At 43.0% G+C, this 18,413-nt stretch carries 4 protein-coding genes; all 4 read left to right on the forward strand.

The window, feature by feature from the left end; all coding sequences use genetic code 11:
• The first annotated feature begins 9 nt into the window (after positions 1 to 9).
• From G4O42_RS07325 to G4O42_RS07340, 4 genes are read left to right on the forward strand one after another with little or no spacing between them, the layout of a single operon-like run.
• Positions 10 to 5,724, forward strand: coding sequence for a type I polyketide synthase (locus tag G4O42_RS07325; RefSeq protein ID WP_032874777.1), 5,715 nt, complete (start codon positions 10 to 12; stop codon positions 5,722 to 5,724).
• On the forward strand, positions 5,724 to 13,112 hold the full coding sequence (locus G4O42_RS07330) for a type I polyketide synthase (RefSeq protein ID WP_032874779.1): 7,389 nt from the start codon (positions 5,724 to 5,726) through the stop codon (positions 13,110 to 13,112). The genes G4O42_RS07325 and G4O42_RS07330 overlap by 1 nt, the downstream gene beginning before the upstream one ends.
• Before the next feature lie 50 nt (positions 13,113 to 13,162).
• On the forward strand, positions 13,163 to 17,014 hold the full coding sequence (locus G4O42_RS07335; protein ID WP_032874781.1) for an alpha/beta fold hydrolase: 3,852 nt from the start codon (positions 13,163 to 13,165) through the stop codon (positions 17,012 to 17,014).
• A 32-nt stretch (positions 17,015 to 17,046) separates the two neighbouring features.
• Complete coding sequence (locus G4O42_RS07340; protein WP_032874783.1) at positions 17,047 to 18,138, forward strand: serine hydrolase domain-containing protein; 1,092 nt, start codon at positions 17,047 to 17,049, stop codon at positions 18,136 to 18,138.
• Positions 18,139 to 18,413: the final 275 nt, after the last annotated feature.

Raw genomic sequence — 18,413 nt, forward strand, 5'->3', positions numbered from 1 at the left:
ATGAGACAGGTGGCCAGTAATCAAAACTATCAGTTCACATTAACAATTAAACATACGGACTATATTGTCAGGGATCACCGGGTGCATGGCACCCGGATTATACCCGGTGTCACATTTTTAGATATGATATACCGTATGGCGCTGAGCAAAGGTTTGCCTATTGAAGAACTCGAGTGTCAGAATATTTTGTATTTGGAACCTGTAGCAACATCGGATACCTTTGACAGAGAAATCCGCATCCGTTTTCAGGGATTGGAACAGGGATGGGAAATTCAGGCGAAGAGCAGAAAGGTAAAAGATGACCGCATTCTGGATGAAAGCTGGGATGAGAATATGAACTGCAGGCTCATGCCGAAAATCCCGGAAAGCATGAGTTCAATCAATATTGATGAAATTAAACATGCCTCCGCCCGTGAAGCTGATATGGAGATATGTTATGACTATTTAAAAAAGGTTGATATAGAGCATTTTGAATTTATGAAGAGTCTGGGGAAGGTTTATGCGTCTGACCATTCTGTACTTGCAGAGTTGACGCTCAGCCAAATTGCCAATCAATATACCGGCTATTTTCAATTGCATCCCACTTTTCTTGACGCGTCTACCATCATATCGATCCTTTATCAGGCATGTCCCGAATATTTTACACAAGGATCTCCGGCAAGCCGGATGAAAACGTATATTCCCATTCATATTGAATCTTTCCGTATGACGAAGCGCCTGGAAGACAGGTGTTATGTGTACATAGAGAAGCAAGACCAAAATCATGATTCAGCAGGGGATGTCATCCAAGTAAGTTACGGTTTGTACGATGCACACGGGGAGATGATCGCTTATTTTACGCGGCTGTCTGTGAAACATATTCGCTCAAAAGATTTAATTGAAAACCTGAAGCAGACTCGTTTGGAAACTGAAGCGGCTTCTCAGCCAAAAGACAGCCTGATCAGAAAAGATTCAATCATAAATCGAAGCGAAAGCATCGAGACACATCTTAAAGAATTAATATCCGGGGTTTCAAATATAGATCTGCGTGACATAAGGACAGACATTGGTTTTTATGAACAGGGCCTGGATTCAGCTTCTTTGCTTGCCATTGTCAAAGAACTTGAAAACAAAACAGGGGAACAGCTGTATCCTACACTCCTGTTTGAGCAGAAAACGATCCGGGAACTCGCCGCGTATATTAAAGAAAATCAAAAAATGTCCAGTTATTTCTTAACGCAAAATCAACCGGCTGAAAAGCCTGACATGAAAGAAAGTAAGAACGAAAATCTTTCCGCTCTTATAACAGAAGGAGACATTCAGCAGCTGATCGCAGATATCAAAGGGACTGCCCCTGAAACACTCTCTGTCGTAAAAGGTTTTTATGAACAAGGCCTCGATTCCGTAACACTTATGCAAGCCGTAAAGGCATTGGAAGAGAAAACAGGCAGGGAACTGTACCCTACTTTATTGTTTGAGTATCCGACGATTCAAAAACTTGCAAACTATTTTGCAGAGAGCGGCGAAAAAACTTCCGTTGAAAAAGACCTCCCTCTTCATCATGGAGAGAATCATACGGCTCTGACCTATTTAACGCCGCATTGGAGACAAAAGGCTGCCGCTTGGGACCCGCATTGCGGAAATAAAAAGAAAAGAACATACCTGCTGTTTCAATATGACAGAGAGCTTTTTCATTTTATGCGGGAAAATGCTGAAAATGGATTCGGAAATACACAGATCATTCTCGTTTTATCAGGGAATCGTTTCTCCTATCACGGAGACGGTGTTTATGAGATAGATCACAGGGAGGAAGCTCACTTTGACAGGCTTGCAGCTGATCTGAAAAAAAGGGGGCAAATGCCCGACACCGTGGTTTACGGGTGGCCGGAAGGGTCATTTGCCGGCCCGGAAAAAATAAATGAACAGCTTTCTAAAGGGGCTTACCCGCTATTCTTTTTCAGCCGGGCATTGATGCGCAGCAAGGCGGAAAAAAAGGTTGTATCGCTTTTCCTTTATCCGGCGGACCATAAAAATGATCAGCCGCTTTACGCTTCAGTCCATGGCGCAGGGCAGTCTATTTTGCTTGAGAACCCGAAACTGGTCCTTAAGACAATCGGGATATCAGTTTCAGACAAGTCATCGTTGCCGGATCTCACAGCTGAAATCATCAGATGCGAATCAACTGAAGCGCATCCGGGAGAAACCGATCTTTATTATGAAGGAAATGTGCGCTGGGTCCGTGCCTTACGGGAAGCGGAACCGGTTCAAAACTCAGGTTTCTCCTTTAAAGAAAACGGAGTATACATGATTACAGGAGGGGCCGGCGGCTTAGGCTTTATATTTGCAGAACATATCGCAGCCCAAACGAAAGCCAATATTATTTTAGCGGGCCGTTCTGAACTTACGGAAGACAAAAAGAACAAAATCAGCCGAATGAAAGCAGGCGGTTCTTCGGTTCAATATATAAGAGGTGATTTTTCAGATAGCCGCGATGCAGAGCGAATCATAAAAACCATTAAAAGGCAATTCGGAGAAATCAACGGTGTGATACACAGTGCCGGTGTGACGCACGACGCTTTATTGATTCAAAAATCAAAAGATGAAATCCAGGAAGTGATCGCTCCGAAAATAAATGGGGCGGTCTTATTGGACAGCTTGCTGCAAACCGAACCTTTGGACTTCTTTGTGATGTTTTCATCAAGCACCTCGATGTACGGGAATATCGGACAGACGGATTACGCATTGGCCAACCGGTTCATCGATCTTTTCGCTGAGTGGCGTGAAGGAATGAGGCGGAAAAAAGAACGCTCCGGCGTCTCAGTAGCCATCGGCTGGCCGCTATGGGAAGACGGCGGCATGAAAGTGGATAAACAAACTGAAAAATGGATGAAACAAAAAATCGGTATGGTTCCTCTTAGTAAAACCAATGGGATCAAAGCTTTTCAAGATTCACTCTCTCTGAACGCATCACAGCTGATCGTGTTTGAAGGTGACAAAGAAAAATTGAAATCTGCACTTCAAGATACCTTCATGGAGGATGAAAGCCGTGAGATCCAAATAAATGAAACAGCTGATACAAGGCATGAGGACATTGCCATTATCGGATTAAGCGGGAAGTATCCGATGGCTGAAGACTTACCTGAATTTTGGGAGAATTTAAAGAACGGAAAAGATTGTATTACAGAAATCCCGCCTGACCGCTGGAATATGGATGATTTCTTCAGCGAAGACAGAGATATGAAAGGGAAGTCTTACAGCAAGTGGGGAGGTTTTATCAGCGGAGCCGATCAATTTGATCCGCTTTTCTTTCATATTTCCCCAAGGGAAGCAGAACTTATGGATCCCCAGGAAAGGCTCTTTTTAGAAACGGCCAAAAATTGTTTTGAAGACTCAGGGTACCCGAGAAACATGCTGGAAAAGATCAAAGTCGGTGTATTTGTCGGTGCAATGTGGGGCCAATATCAACTATTTGAAGGAGAAGAAAATGGAGTGGCTTTCTCGCCGGCATCCGTCTATTCTTCAATTGCCAATCGGGTGTCTTATTATTTTCATTTAAAAGGTCCGAGTTTGGCTCTGGATACAATGTGCTCTTCATCACTGACCTCTATTCATTATGCATGCCAAAGCATACATTGCGGAGAGAGCGATATGGCATTAGCCGGCGGAGTGAATTTGTCAATACATCCGAATAAATATAAGTTCCTCAGCATGGGACAGTTTCTATCAAGTGACGGCAGATGCCGGAGTTTTGGAAAAGACGGAAGCGGTTATGTTCCCGGTGAGGGAGTCGGAGCCGTATTGTTAAAACCATTGAAAAAAGCAATAGAAGATCAAGATCAAATATACGGTGTGATTAAGGGAAGCGCCGTTAATCACGGAGGAAAGACGAGCGGGTATTCCATACCGAATCCGGATGCGCAGGCGGAGGTCATTTCAGAAGCGCTTCGTAAAGCTGACATTGATCCGAATACCGTCAATTATATTGAAGCGCATGGAACGGGTACGTCATTAGGCGATCCGATTGAAATTCAAGGACTGAAAGATTCCTATCAACTGAATCATCCTTGCGCCATCGGTTCGGTGAAATCAAATATCGGACATTTAGAATCTGCGGCAGGAATCGCTGCGGTAACGAAAGTGCTTCTCCAAATGAAGAATAAGCAGCTTGTTCCTTCTCTGCATTCCGATATTGTTAATCCGTTTATAGATTTTGAGCAGGTTCCTTTTCAAGTGCAGCGGAAAGCGGCTGAATGGAATATTCCGCAAAACAGCAATGCTGTTCATCCTTTGAGAGCCGGGGTAAGCGCTTTTGGAGCAGGAGGGACAAACGCGCATCTTATATTGGAAGCGTATGAGCCGCCAAACGCTTTTGATCATCAAAGCGGCCGAGTGATCTTTGTTTTATCGGCTCAAGACAAACAACGGCTGATAAAATATGCGAAGGTTATGGCTGATTTTCTATCAGAAAATGAATCGAAGGATAACAATCATAAACTGCGTCTTCAGGATATTGCCTATACACTTCAGACGGGACGCGATCATATGGAAGAACGGCTGGCGATAGTGGCAGATTCCGGGCAGGTCATTGCTGAAGAGCTCTCAGCTTATATCAGGGGTGAAAAAAGCAGCTTGAGCCATACCGGTAATACATTCGAATCAGAAGTTCACAATGAAATGCCTCACGTTTGTTCAGATTACGCCGAAGCAGCATCCAAATGGGTAAATGGAAGAAAGATAGATTGGGAGACTTTTGAGGTGAATCGGAATGCTCGCAGGATTTCTATTCCGGGACAACCGCTGATCAAACAGCGGTATTGGATAGCGGAAAAAGGGGACGCACTTGTTTCAGCGGATGTGAGTAAGCCGGGTCACCCTTTCTTGGGGAGTAACACGTCCGATTTTAATCAGTTCAGTTTCACGAAAAAAATCAGCCGTAATCATCCGTTTGCACTAAGTCTATCTGAAGGAAACGTGTCCTTTTTCCCTTATGCATCTTTGGCTGAAATGGCTATCGTCAATGCAGCGGAGGCATTTGGACAACCAGTTCATACATTGACTGATTTATTGTGGACCGAAAGCATGAACGGAATGACTGATATACGGGAACTGATGATTACGCTGACGCCTGAGCGCGGCTTTGCGCGATTTGACATATATGCAAACACAAAAAGTGAGAATAAAGTACGTCTTGCCAAGGGAAATGCGCATATTGTTAAGCCTGAAAGCGGTATGCTTCCTGAAGCGCTTGATATTGCTGAAGTCAAATCAGAAATGACTGAACATCCTGCTGAATCGCCTTTTGTCATTGAATCAGCGAAAAACAGTGACGGAATGCTGTCGCTTCATTCATTGCCGGATGAGCTTTATGCAAAAAGAGAGAATTTTATGATCTCTCCTGAAGCGCTTGAGTCCGCAATTCATGCCAGTGCGTTTTTTGTCAGCGGAGAAACCTTCCCGGAATTGATCGGAATGGGAGCGGCGGATGTCTATCAGCCTCTCGCTCAAAATTTTTATGTCTATACTCAAAAAGAGAACCGGCAGAACAGCCGTGATGTAACGTGTCGTATGACATTTACAGATGAAAACGGAAGCATTCTGGCAGAGTGCAGAGATGTGAGATTCAGATATGGTCATAAAAAAGGCACTGTTCAGACGGACGACGAACTCATTCGTCTCCTGCGTCAATTGGAAACCAATGATATTGATCAGAAGGCTGTATTGAAACAATTAATGGGGGAAGAATGATGAACGGAAAACGTGAACAAATCAGCGATATTCTTGATCTGATTCAATCAGGACAGATATCGGCTGACGAAGGCTATGCCCGTGTGACATCCATTCAGAATCAAAAATCACGGGCATCGAACCATCCGCTTTTTTATTACAAGCCGGAATGGACAGAATCGTTCATTCCGAATAAGAAGAGCGCACCCTTGACGGGGTTGCTCCTGATTTTTGCAGAAAATGAACGGCAAATACAAGAATTGAGCGGTTTGTTTAAGGACTGTACTCTCTTGTTTGTTATCCGCGGAAAAGAATTTGCTGTTTTACATGATGATACGATTTGTATGAACCACGTGAAAAAAGACGATTATCTAAAGCTGTTCCGATACATCCATGATCATTATCAGCTGCTCGAAAAGATTCTTCACTTGTGGTCTGATTCTCAGGCTGACATGAGTAAGGGAGGTATACAGAAACAATTGGAAAACGGATTGTTTTCTCTTCTGTATATTACACAGGCGCTGATTGAACTAAAATGGAAAAAGATAATAAAGCTGACGCATATTTTTCAAACTGAGAATAAAGAACAACTGCCGCTGCATCATGCTCTCGGCGGATTGGTGAAAACCGTTCACCAGGAACATCCCAATTTTCACTATCAGATTATCAATATCACGCAATCAGAGGGTGCGGGAGCCGCTCTTCCAGCAATAGCGGATATATATCAGAGAGAGTGTGACGAAAAACGGGATATCCATTTTGAAGTGCGCTATGAAAACGGCAGACGTTTTACGAAAAGCTATAATAAAGCCGGCTCATTCGATTTAACCCAGCCGCTGAAACATCATGGGAATTATCTGATTACAGGAGGCCTGGGCGGTCTCGGTTATATATTGGCAAAACATCTGTCGGAAAAATGGAAAGCGAATCTCATATTGACGGGGCGCTCTGATTTAACTGAAGAGCAGGAGAAAAAGATCGAATATTTAAGAAGTTCAGGTTCAACAGTTGAATATATCCGATCTGATGTTTCAAAACAAAGTGATGCTGAACGGATGTTTGCTTTTGCAAAAGAGCAGTTCGGCACCTTACATGGAGTATTTCACAGTGCCGGCGTACTCCGTGACTCTTTTATCTTAAGAAAGACAAAAGAAGAAATTGATCAAGTCACAGGTTCGAAAGTTTATGGCACGTTGTGGCTGGCGGAAGAAATCAGAAAAATGAAAGTTGAATTACTTGTCTTGTTTTCATCCACATCGGCAGTCTTCGGCTCAGCCGGCCAATGTGACTATGCTTTCGCCAATGCCTGTTTGGATCAGTATGCAGCAGTTATGACGGCAAAAGAGTCTGCCGGAAGGGTAGTGTCAGTCAATTGGCCGCTATGGACTTCCGGCGGGATGAATATTGACGATGAAGGAATATCCTACATGAAACAGGAACTCGGTCTTGACCCGTTAGATGACGGTGACGGAATACAGGCCCTGGAGAACAGCTTGTGTCAACCATCTGAACAGCTGATTGCCCTGAAAGGCCGAAAAGAAAAGATTGAGGATGTGCTGAAGCGTGCCGGCATAATCAGCTTTCATTCAGACCAGCAGGAAGATGCCGATTTGAAAAACGATGAATTAAGACAAAATATCATCAGTTATCTGAAAAATATAATGTCCGAAGAATTGAAATTACCTGCCTCACTCATAGATGAAAAACAATACCTGGAGAAATACGGCATTGATTCAGTGATGATCATGCGTCTGACCAAAAAGCTGGAGCAAAGTATCGGCAGATTGTCGAAAACATTGTTTTTTGAATATCATTCAATATCGCAGTTAGCCGAATATTTCCTGAGTCATCACAGCGAACGAATGATGAAACTGCTGAACCCGGCCGGCACACCTGAACTTGTCTCAGATCAAAAAAAGCAAAAAAGAAAACCAGTGGAAACAAAAGCGCCGGTACGCTCTGAAGAAGAAGATTCAAAAGAGCACATTGCGGCCGATCCCCTTTCTGCTGATATAGCCATTATCGGTGTCAGCGGCAGATACCCGGGTGCGGAAAACATCAGGGAGTTCCAAAATGTGCTGATGAATGGACAGGATTGCGTAAGCGAAATTCCTGATGACCGGAAGGAAATGCTGGAGGGAAGCTGCTATAAGTGGGGAGGTTTTCTGAAAAATCCAGATCGGTTTGATCCTTTATTTTTCCGGATATCACCGAAAGAAGCGGCTTTTCTTGATCCTCAGGAACGTCTCTATTTAGAGACAGTGTACAATACCATAGAGGATGCGGGTTATAAACCTTCAGATCTGACCCGCAAAAAGGTCGGAGTTTTTGCAGGCGTCACATATGGAAGCTATCAATTTTTCGGCGTTGAAGAATCACTTAAAGGAAATGAACTGGCCGTCGGGTCTCCATTTTCTGCAATAGCAAACAGAATATCATATTTCTTTAACTTTAAGGGGCCGAGTATGGCGGTTGATACAATGTGTTCATCCTCTCTTAACGCCATTCACTTAGCCTGTGAAAGTATACGAAGAGGAGAAAGCACACTTGCTGTTGCGGGCGGGGTCAATCTTACGCTTCATCCGAATAAATATACATTATTAAATCAAAGCCGCTTCTTTGCAAGTGATGGCCGATGCCGTACATTCGGCGAGGGCGGTGACGGTTATGTACCGGGAGAAGGAGTGGGATCCGTACTTTTAAAGCCGGCGGCGGAAGCGGTAAGGGACGGAGATCATATTTATGCGCTGATTAAAGCGACAGCGGTCAATCACGGAGGGAGAACAAACGGTTTTACGGTTCCTAATCCGAATGGTCAGTCTGAACTGATACAGGACGCGCTTCAGAAAGCTTGTATTGATCCTCGTACAATTAGTTATATTGAAGCTCACGGAACGGGAACTTCTCTGGGAGACCCGATTGAGATCACCGGGTTAACAAAAGCGTTTCGGGAATTTACGGAGCACGCTCAATATTGTTCAATCGGTTCTGTCAAATCAAATATCGGCCATCTTGAGGCCGCAGCGGGAATTGCCGGTTTGACAAAGGTTCTTTTGCAAATGAAACTGAAAAAACTGTTTCCTTCCATACATGCGGAGACGTTGAATCCAAATATTGATTTTAAAGCATCTCCCTTTTATGTACAGCGGTCATTGCAAGACTGGAAGAAACCGAAACTGCAGGAAAACGGAAAAACAGTAACTGTTCCGAGAAGAGCGGGGATCAGCTCATTCGGAGCGGGAGGAACGAATGTTCATATCATTATAGAAGAATATGAAGAAACAAACGTCACAACAGAACATGTTGAGAATGAACCGCATATTGTCCTGTTATCTGCCAAAGACAATGAACGTCTTCTTGAGTATGCCGAAAACATGAGAGATTTTATCCAACGTTCACTAAGTTCTGAAGTAAAGGATAAACAGCCTGATATGAAAGAAAAGGTGAATGAAGTACTCAAACCGTTTGTTTCGGAATTGCTTCATATCCATCCGGAAGAAATTAATATTGCTGATCACCTGAGTGAATTTGGCGTAGGGCCTTTGGAATTAAGCCGGATGGCGGATTTTATTAACGAAATGTTTCATATTGAACTCACGATGTATGAATTAACTGATTGCCCCTCCATTCAAGCGGTTACTGAATACTTATTGAAGGAATATGCCGGAGCGATAAGAAACATGTTCCCGAATGAAGTGATGGAAGCCGGCCAATCGGAAAGCGTCGTTTTACGGGATCTGGCATACACTACACAATCGGGCAGAGAAGCGATGGAGGCCAGAGCAGCGATTACCGGTACCTCTCTTAAAGAAATGAAAGATAAATTATTTGAGTTTTGCCGCGGTGACAAGCAAGTTCCAGGCGTATATGTTAATCAGCAATCAGCAGATGCATTTGCTGAAAAAATGAAGGCGTTAACGGAAGGCAGAGCAGGTGAATTGTTTGTAAAGACCATTATTGAGAACGGTGAAGCGGAAAAGCTGGCTCAATTATGGGTTTGGGGGGCGGATATCGACTGGAAATCCGTTCATCAACATTTACAGCAGCCGGGTAAACGGATCTCAATTCCGACTTATCCGTTTGCGAAAGAACGTTATTGGGTTCCGTCCAGGACTGAGAAGGCAGAGATCCCTCAGCATTCTTTTCAACATTACTTGCAAAAAAAATGGAGGGAGAATCCGTTTGTAAATCCATCCGAAACAAAAGAGTACGGACTGACAGTAGCATTTGTAAATCAAGACACAGAATCAATTGCCCGCACCATTTGTTCGGATATAGATCAGGAGAATCTGATTGTCATAAAACATCACTCTTCATTTATAAAACACTCTGATCAAATGTTTGAGTGTTCTTTATTAGATGAAAACCACGCATACGACGTTATCCGTGAGATCTTCTCGGGCGGTGAGCGGCAGGTCGAAAATATATTTGATTTCTCAGATATCGGAAACCAGAGTGAAAATCAGAACGGCATCCCATATGGTAAATTCTTATTTATACAAGAAATAATTAAGAGGAGTAAAAAGGAAACACCATTATCCATTTTACAAATCACCAATGGCTTGCAGGTATTTAAAGCGGAAAAACCAAAGCTGACGGGGGCAGAATCAGCGGCTTTTCTGAAAGCCCTTTCTGCGGAATACGGCTTTGTTCATGTGAAAACAATAGATATAGACAGCATGAAAGAAAAAGAAACGCATGAGCTGAAACAAATCTTTGAGAATGAAAGGGCGCAATGTACCGGAGAGAATGAAGTATGCTACCGCAGCGGCGTCAGATATGTTCCGTATTTTGAAGAAGAAAGAATCCATACTGGCGAGCCTGTTTCATTTCCTGCGGATAAAGCCATCGTGATTACCGGCGGGACAGGGGGCATTGGCAAAGCAATAGCTGAAGATTTGGTGAAACGGGGAGTGAAAAAACTCGTGCTGACGGGTACGCGTCCATTACCTTTGCGAAGTGAATGGGATCATTTGCTGAAAGAGGGCAGACAGGACGAAAAGACAGTCAGCAATATAAAACTGTTTCAAAGTTTTGAAGAGAAAGGTGTCAACTATCTGTATTACAGCGGTTCTCTCACAAATGAAGAGAAGCTGCGTTCATTCTTTCACCAAGTAAGCCTTGAATTTAAAGATATAAGCGGTGTCATACACTGTGCCGGACTGCACAGCGGCGGAAATCCGGCCTTTATTCATAAAAGAATGAGTGAATTTAAGACGGTGTACGGGCCGAAAGTCACTGGACTTCAGAATTTGGAGCGGATTTTTAATAATAGGCCGCTGGATTTCTTTATTCTATTTTCATCAATTGCTGCACAGTCACCCAAACTGTCGAAAGGAATGACTGATTACGCGTCTGCAAACGCATATATGGACTATTTTGCGGCTTATCATTTTCAAAAGGGGAGAACGTATTTCACGTCCATCAATTGGCCGAGCTGGAAAGAAGTCGGAATGGGTACTGTGACGAGTCCTTTATATGATGAATTGGGATTGGACTCTCTTTCCACACGGGAAGGACTGGCGATTTTGTATCATGCACTGGAGAGAAAATCGGCCAATATCATTCCTATCGTGAAAAAAGGAACAGTGTTTCATGCAGACAGTCTCCTGAACATCAATAAAACCGGCGGAGCTTCGGTTCCAGTCCGAAGACAGGAGACGCCCGACACTTTTGATCGTTCAGAAGGGCTTGTCAGTGAACTTTCTGCCGTATTTGCCGAGGAATTGAGCATTCCCCTTGAAAAGCTTAACCCAAATACGGATTTTCAGGAATACGGTGTGGATTCTATACTTCTTGTCAGCATTATACATCGTATAGAAGCAATGATTCAGAAAAAAATTGACCCTACTGTGCTTCTTGAACACAACACGATTCATGGTCTTGCGGAATATATCGGTAAGACGGCGCCGCCGTTGAAAAAACAAATCGAACAGACTGATTCTCAAAGCAGCAATCAGCAAGATATGCAGTCTGTGACGAGCCGAAATACAGAACCGCAGATGGCTTCCTCTGCAAAGATAGCTGTTATCGGAATCGGATGTAAGTTCCCTGGAGCGGCTGATAAAGAGGAATTTTGGGACAATCTGAGAAAAGGGAAGAATCATATTAAAGAAGTACCTGATTCCCGGTGGAATATAGAAGAAAATTACTCTCCGGTGCAGCAAAAGGGAAAAAGCATCAGCAAATGGGGAGGGTTTATCAATGGAATCGGCAGCTTCGATCCGGAGTATTTCCGCATGGAAGAGGAGAAAGCCATCCAAACGGACCCGCTGATAAGACATTTCTTAGAAACGAGTGTACAGACTGTACGGGATGCCGGTTATGAAGAAACGGAATTATCGGGAAAAAAAGTCGGCGTATTTGTCGGTTCCAGAATGGGCGGCTACGGTCACAAACTGCCGAAAGAAAGCAGCAGCCACATCGTCGGGCTTAGTCAAAACTTTATTGCTTCACATGTGTCGCATTTCTTTAATTTTCACGGTCCAAGCATGGTTTCTGATACCGCTTGTTCTTCTTCATTAGTCAGCATTCATTTAGCCTGCCAAAGCATAAAAAACGGTGATTCAGAGATGGCGCTGGCAGGAGGGGCGGATCTGCTTTTGGATGAAATTCCTTACCTGATGTTAACAGAAGGAGGAGCCCTTTCGCCGGACGGTCAGTGTTTTACTTTTGATGAAAGGGCAAACGGCTTTGTACCCGGAGAGGGTTTTGGCGCTGTTCTGTTAAAACCGCTGGAGAAAGCGAAAGCTGACGGAGATCGGATATACGGTATCATTGAAGCATCAGCTATTAATAACGACGGTGCGACAATGGGAATTACGACCCCGAATCCTAAGCTTCAAGAGCAGGTTATTCAAGATGCATTTGAAAAAGCCGATATCACTCCCGGATCAGTCAGCTACGTCGAAACTCACGGCACAGGCACGATGATTGGAGATCCGATTGAGCTTCAGGCTCTGACAAAAGTATTCCGAAGAGACACAAACAAAACGCAATTTTGCGGAGTAGGAAGTGTAAAAACCAATATCGGACACTTATTAAGCGCTGCCGGAGCGGCAAGTTTCATTAAAGTGATTTTATCAATATGGCATAAGGAAATTCCGCCTACATTGAATTGTGAAACGCCAAATCCCCGCTTTGAATTTGAAAAGTCGCCTTTTTATCCGAATACAGAGCTGAGAAGCTGGAAGGATGGAAAACGGAGGGCGGGCATCAGCGCTTTCGGTTTTGGCGGAACAAACGCCCACCTTTTGGTAAGCGGCCTGGATGATTCATATCATTCCGTCAGAACTCCGCTGCCGCCTGCCGAGTTTGTCAGAAAAGAGTACTGGCCGGATTCAAATCGGAAAAAACAAATCAAACAAAATAAAAAACGGCTTCTTGAAATTATTGATGAAACAGAGTAGCACCTGCTCTGTTTCTTTACTTTGTAAAAGAAGAAAGGTTGTCGAGTTGCATGAGGTTCAGCGTATTAGTCAAACATGACGATTATATTGTTTCAGACCATGTCCTTCATCAAGTGCGTACGATACCCGGCGTAACGTATCTGGATTTAATAACACGATTTTTAGCTGAGAAAGGGATATCGCCCCGAAGTTTTGAAATCAAACATGTTTTATTCCGTGAACCTGTTGCGACGTCAGTCCATTTTGATAAAAAAGTCAGCTTCCAGTTTACGGAACAAGAAAACGGCTGGCTTGTTGAAACAACAAGCAGGAAATGGGTCGCTGAAAAGGCGGAAGGTGAAGCGTCAGTCAACTTGCAGGCGGAAATCATAAGAAAAAATGCGATAAACGAAAAGACAATTTCAATCGAAGAATTAAAGAAAGGGGCCGTCCGGACTACGGATGCTGAATCCGCCTATCGTAATTTGCGCAGGGGCGGCCTGATTCATAAAGATTTTATGAAATTGGAAGGTACAGTATATGAAGGTGAAAATTATATTCTGGGAGAGGTCAGTTTAAGCGGACTTTCAAAAGAATATACAGATGACTTTTACATGCATCCCGCATTTTTGGATGGGTCTCTCAGCTTGTTGGGAATCCTTACATCAGACTTGCCAGCTGAAGGAACAAATGCGTTTATCCCTATATATATTGAGACGTTCCGGGCACTGCATAAAACAACTGGGTCTTGTTTTGTGTATATTGATAAAAACAGTATAATGCAGCCGCCTTCTAAAGACATTTTATATGCGGACATAGAAGTATACAGACCTGATGGGGTGCTTGCTTTTTATTATGAGCGATTCGGTGTGAAAAGAGTCAGAAATGAAAAATCAATACAAAGGCTGGAGCATTCCCAAAAAGCTAAAGAGGTCGGCAGCGCAACGAACAGTAAAGAAATGATCAGAAATAATTTGATCCAAGAGATAGCCGGCATGATTGAAAAACCTGCTGAAACAGTGAAGAATGATATTTCCTTTTACGAGATGGGCTTGGATTCTAAACAATTATTAGACTTATCCAAAAAATTAGAACTGATGTTAGATACAAAGCTGTACCCGACTTTATTATTTGATTACTCCACAATCGGTGAATTGACGGAATATCTGCAGGAGAAATACGGAGCCGACATTACAGACTCTATCTCTGTTACAGTTTTGCACCAAGAAAGTCATAAAACATTAACAGATGAGCTGTCATCCATTATTGGAGAGGTTACAAACACACCGCCAAATAAAGCGGACAAACACCAATCTTTTTACGAACTGGGTCTTGACTCAAAACAGCTGCTGCATATATCGAAAATTCTCGAGGAAAGATTGGATACACAATTGTATCCGACATTGCTTTTTGATTATAACAATATTCATGATTTAGCGGCTTATTTAGAAGAAAAATATGATGTGCGTAATACGCCGGCCGCAGCTTTTAAAGAAAAAACGCAAACGAAAGAGCCGTCTGAAAAGCCGATGCTTGAATCTTTGTATTTACAAAAAGAATGGATAGAATCGCCATTAAAGTCCGGAGAAGTCCCTAAGGAAAATACATTGATTTTCGATTTCGACAGTTCATTGAGTGATGAAATCCGAAAGTACATCGGCAGTGAAAATGTTATTTATGCGGAAGCCGCCGATGAATATGAAATGGTAAATGAAAAGCATTATAAATTTAATCCGGAGCAGTCTGCTCATTACACCAGACTGTTAGAAGATATGAAAAAGTCCGGAGCGTTTTCGTCGTCAATCATTCATTACCTGTCAAAAAAAGCTTATACTGAAGCAGCGTTAGATCTGACTCACAGCTTTTATTCAATTCTTTATTTGAGCAAAGCTTTGATCCATCAAAAAGTAAAAGAAAACATCAACATTCTGTATGTACATGACAAGGGTCAATATACAAATCCGGTTTACGCCGCGATTGGAGGCTTTTTTAAAACGCTGAATGCGGAGCAGCCGAATATAAAGTGTAAACCGGTTGAGATTTCTTCAAGACAAGCCATTGAAAAAGCACCTTTGCTTCTCAATGAATTAAGTGCCGGACATCATCAGGCTGTGAAATATGACGGCGATCAAAAAAGGTGGGTGACAGCATATAAAGACGCTTCGCTGCAACCAGGGCAAAAGGCCGCAAAGTTTGCAAAAAACGGGGTGTATCTCATCATCGGAGGGTTAAGCGGCATCGGCTGGATTATTTCAGCGTTTCTTTATGCAAATCACAGAGCCAGCGTTATCATTGCCGGACGATCGAAAATGACAGCAGACATGGAAGAAAAATTAGACAGCATCCGATATGACGGGGCAAGCATTTCTTATATTCAGGCTGACATGTCAGATAAGCAGCAGGTCATCAAGTTAGCGGAAAAAATTCATGCTGATTATTCCGAAATCAACGGGGTCATTTACAGTGCAGGCGTGTTAAAAGACTCTCTCATTATGAATAAAACAGACGCGGAAGCTCAAGCGGTGCTGCAATCAAAGGTCAATGGTGTGATTCATTTGGATGAAGCGCTCAGAGATATGCCTTTAGACTTTTTTGTTTTGTTTTCTTCCATCTCCTCAGAAATCGGAAGTCTGGGTCAAGCCGATTACGCCTACGCCAATCGTTTTCTGGAGCATTTTGCCGAGTGGAGGGAATGTATGAGAAAGGCGGGGGGAAGATCAGGAAAAACCATCGCTGTAAATTGGCCTTTCTGGAAAGACGGAGGCATGTCAGTTGATCCCGGCATTCAAGATATTATGAAAATGGAGTACGGGCTTCACCCATTGGAAAATACTGCCGGAATCAAAGCGTTTGAACACTCGCTTCTCGGCCAAGGCCACCAGCTGATCGTGTTATACGGAGAAAAAGAAAAAATACAAAACGATTTCAAGCCGTTATCCGCCCGTTCAGCACCGCCTCTAGTAAGAGATTCAGCGCTTGCAGCCGATTTTGATGCTTCGTCAATCGTTACGGAAAAAGCTGAAAGTCCTTTCCGAATACTCGGCACGGCTTCCAATCGTCATCTCGACGATTATTTGCATTATTGGAGCAGACTGAAGAAAGGAGCCCTTCAGCACGATCAAAGCGATGCCGCAAAAAAACTCATCGCTTTTTACCAGACAGAAGAAACGGAAACCGTTCATTTTCTGGCAAACACAGAAAATGCCCGGCATATGGAAATATTGATGAGCGGTAAGGGCGAAACAATTTTACTGATTTGCGGTTTTGCTACCACTGCTTACATGTGGAAAGAACAAATGAAGGAATGGGCAGATCAATTTAATGTCATTGTCATACACACACCGGGTTACGGGCTGAGTGAGGGGAGCGCCGATTTTACACTGAGCGGGCTGGCTCAGACTTTTATCGAAGTGCTGAACGAGATAGGGGTTGCTTGGCCGATCCACATTGCGGCAGCTTCTTGGGGAGGCATGATAGGGCAGAGGATAGCCTATGAATACCCTGAAAAAGTAAAAACACTCATTCTTTCCGGAAGTTACACCGAATACGAAGAAGACCCTGAAAGCAGTGTCGAGGAAAAACTGAAAAATGATTTTATAGCTATAGGAAAATCGCATGAATATGAAAGTTTATACAGTAATCAATTCTTAAATGCTTCTATTGAACGTTTTATGAAGATACATCAACAAGAAGGCTATTCTACGATCGGCTTTTTAAAAGACATTCATACAAGAACGCTTATCCTTACAGGTGAGAAGGAAAGCGTAGTTGATCAGAAAGAAACAAAAAGGCTGCGGAAACTGCTGAGCAATGCAGAATTAAAGAAAATTAAGGGAGCGGGGCATCTTCCGAACCTCACACATCCGGAAGAATTTAATAAAGCGGTGTCAGAATTCATCAAGAAATCGGTAAGTAAAGGATGAAAACGATACATACAGTACAGGGGGAGAAAACAATGAAACAAACAATAAGCAATCCGGCATTTGATATGAAACAAATTAACGCTCTTAACAGCCATTATCAGACGATGATAGACAATGGAGTTCTGCAATGTGCGAGTTATATGATGTCAAGAGGAGGTGAGGTTTTTGCAGCTGAGTCGTTAGGGGAATTTACCGGCGGACAAAAAGAAAAGCAAACATTTCAGCTTGATACAATCAGAGAAATCGGTTCTTTGACAAAAGTGTTTACCGCTGTAGCCGTCATGCAGCTCGTCGAAAAAGGTTTGCTCGATCTGAAAATGCCGGTCAAGCTCATTTTGCCTGCGTTTGATAAACCGGGTTTCGAAGAAATTAAAATTTTGCACCTTTTGACTCATACGGCGGGACTAAGTTTTGAGCTGGATATTCAAAAGGCTGAAGGCATTGACTTAACGAATGAGGAAGAATGGATAAACTATCTCGTCAGTACGCCTTTGGAGTACGGAGCGGATGAAGCGTGGAACTATTCCAGAACCGGTTTTGTTATACTTGGCATCATTATTTCAAAAGTAACAGGCGTATCCTACGAACAGTATGTAACAAAGCATATTATTGAAACGCTAGGATTAGAAAGAACGTATTTTTATGTGCCTGATGCTTTAAAAGAAGAAGTTTGTGTGATCAATGAGCACGAGTGCGTACAGCTGGAAAAAAGTCATCACCCGTATTTTCCGAATAAAGCGACAAGCGGTCTGTACTCTTCGTTGCGAGATATTTGGAAGTTAGCTGAAATGTTTAGAAATAAAGGCAGATTGAAAGATAAGAAGCTGCTTGGAAGAAAAACAGTCGAGGCGATGCTGAGAAATCAAATAAAGCCCGGTCTTCCTTTTTACTTCTTCGGAGCGCCCAGAGAGGAAGGCGGCTTTGGTTTAGGCATTAATTTGTGGCCGGCCGGTGACCATTATTTCATGACAGAAGGAACCTTCTCACATCTTGGAATGGGTTGGTGCGGCATGTTTTCTGATCCAGCCGAAGATTTTACGTATGTATTTTTCACTCCGATTTCCGAGTTTCATCCTCATGCCGTGCTGACGCCGCTGAATATCGTGTGGGCAGGTATTGAATAATTAGACAAAAGCATCGTCCCGTCTGTTCGGCAGGCGGGACGATTGCTAACTGCCCGTTTTTATCCCGCGGCATCTTTTCAAAGCCCGCCCCTAAGTTAAATAACTTAATTTACTCTTTGTAATTTTTTTTAATTATAGTACAGTAGAGCATTTTTATAATACAGTTCAAAGTCTTTTATAGTACAGTTTGGCGCAATATGATCTTAAGTTTTATAAGCGGTTTCAAAATGAGGTTATAAATGATTGACGGCTTTGTTTAATTACTGTAAACTATG

It is taken from the genome of Bacillus sp. LUNF1, from assembly GCF_011008975.1.
GTDB classification, from domain to species: Bacteria; Bacillota; Bacilli; order Bacillales; family Bacillaceae; genus Bacillus; species Bacillus velezensis.

Bases quoted from the DNA above. Each gene is read 5' to 3' on its own strand.
- G4O42_RS07335 (WP_032874781.1), top strand. From the start codon at position 13,163: ATGAGGTTCAGCGTATTAGTCAAACATGACGATTATATTGTTTCAGAC.
- G4O42_RS07340 (WP_032874783.1), top strand. From the start codon at position 17,047: ATGAAACAAACAATAAGCAATCCGGCATTTGATATGAAACAAATTAAC.
- G4O42_RS07330 (WP_032874779.1), top strand. From the start codon at position 5,724: ATGAACGGAAAACGTGAACAAATCAGCGATATTCTTGATCTGATTCAA.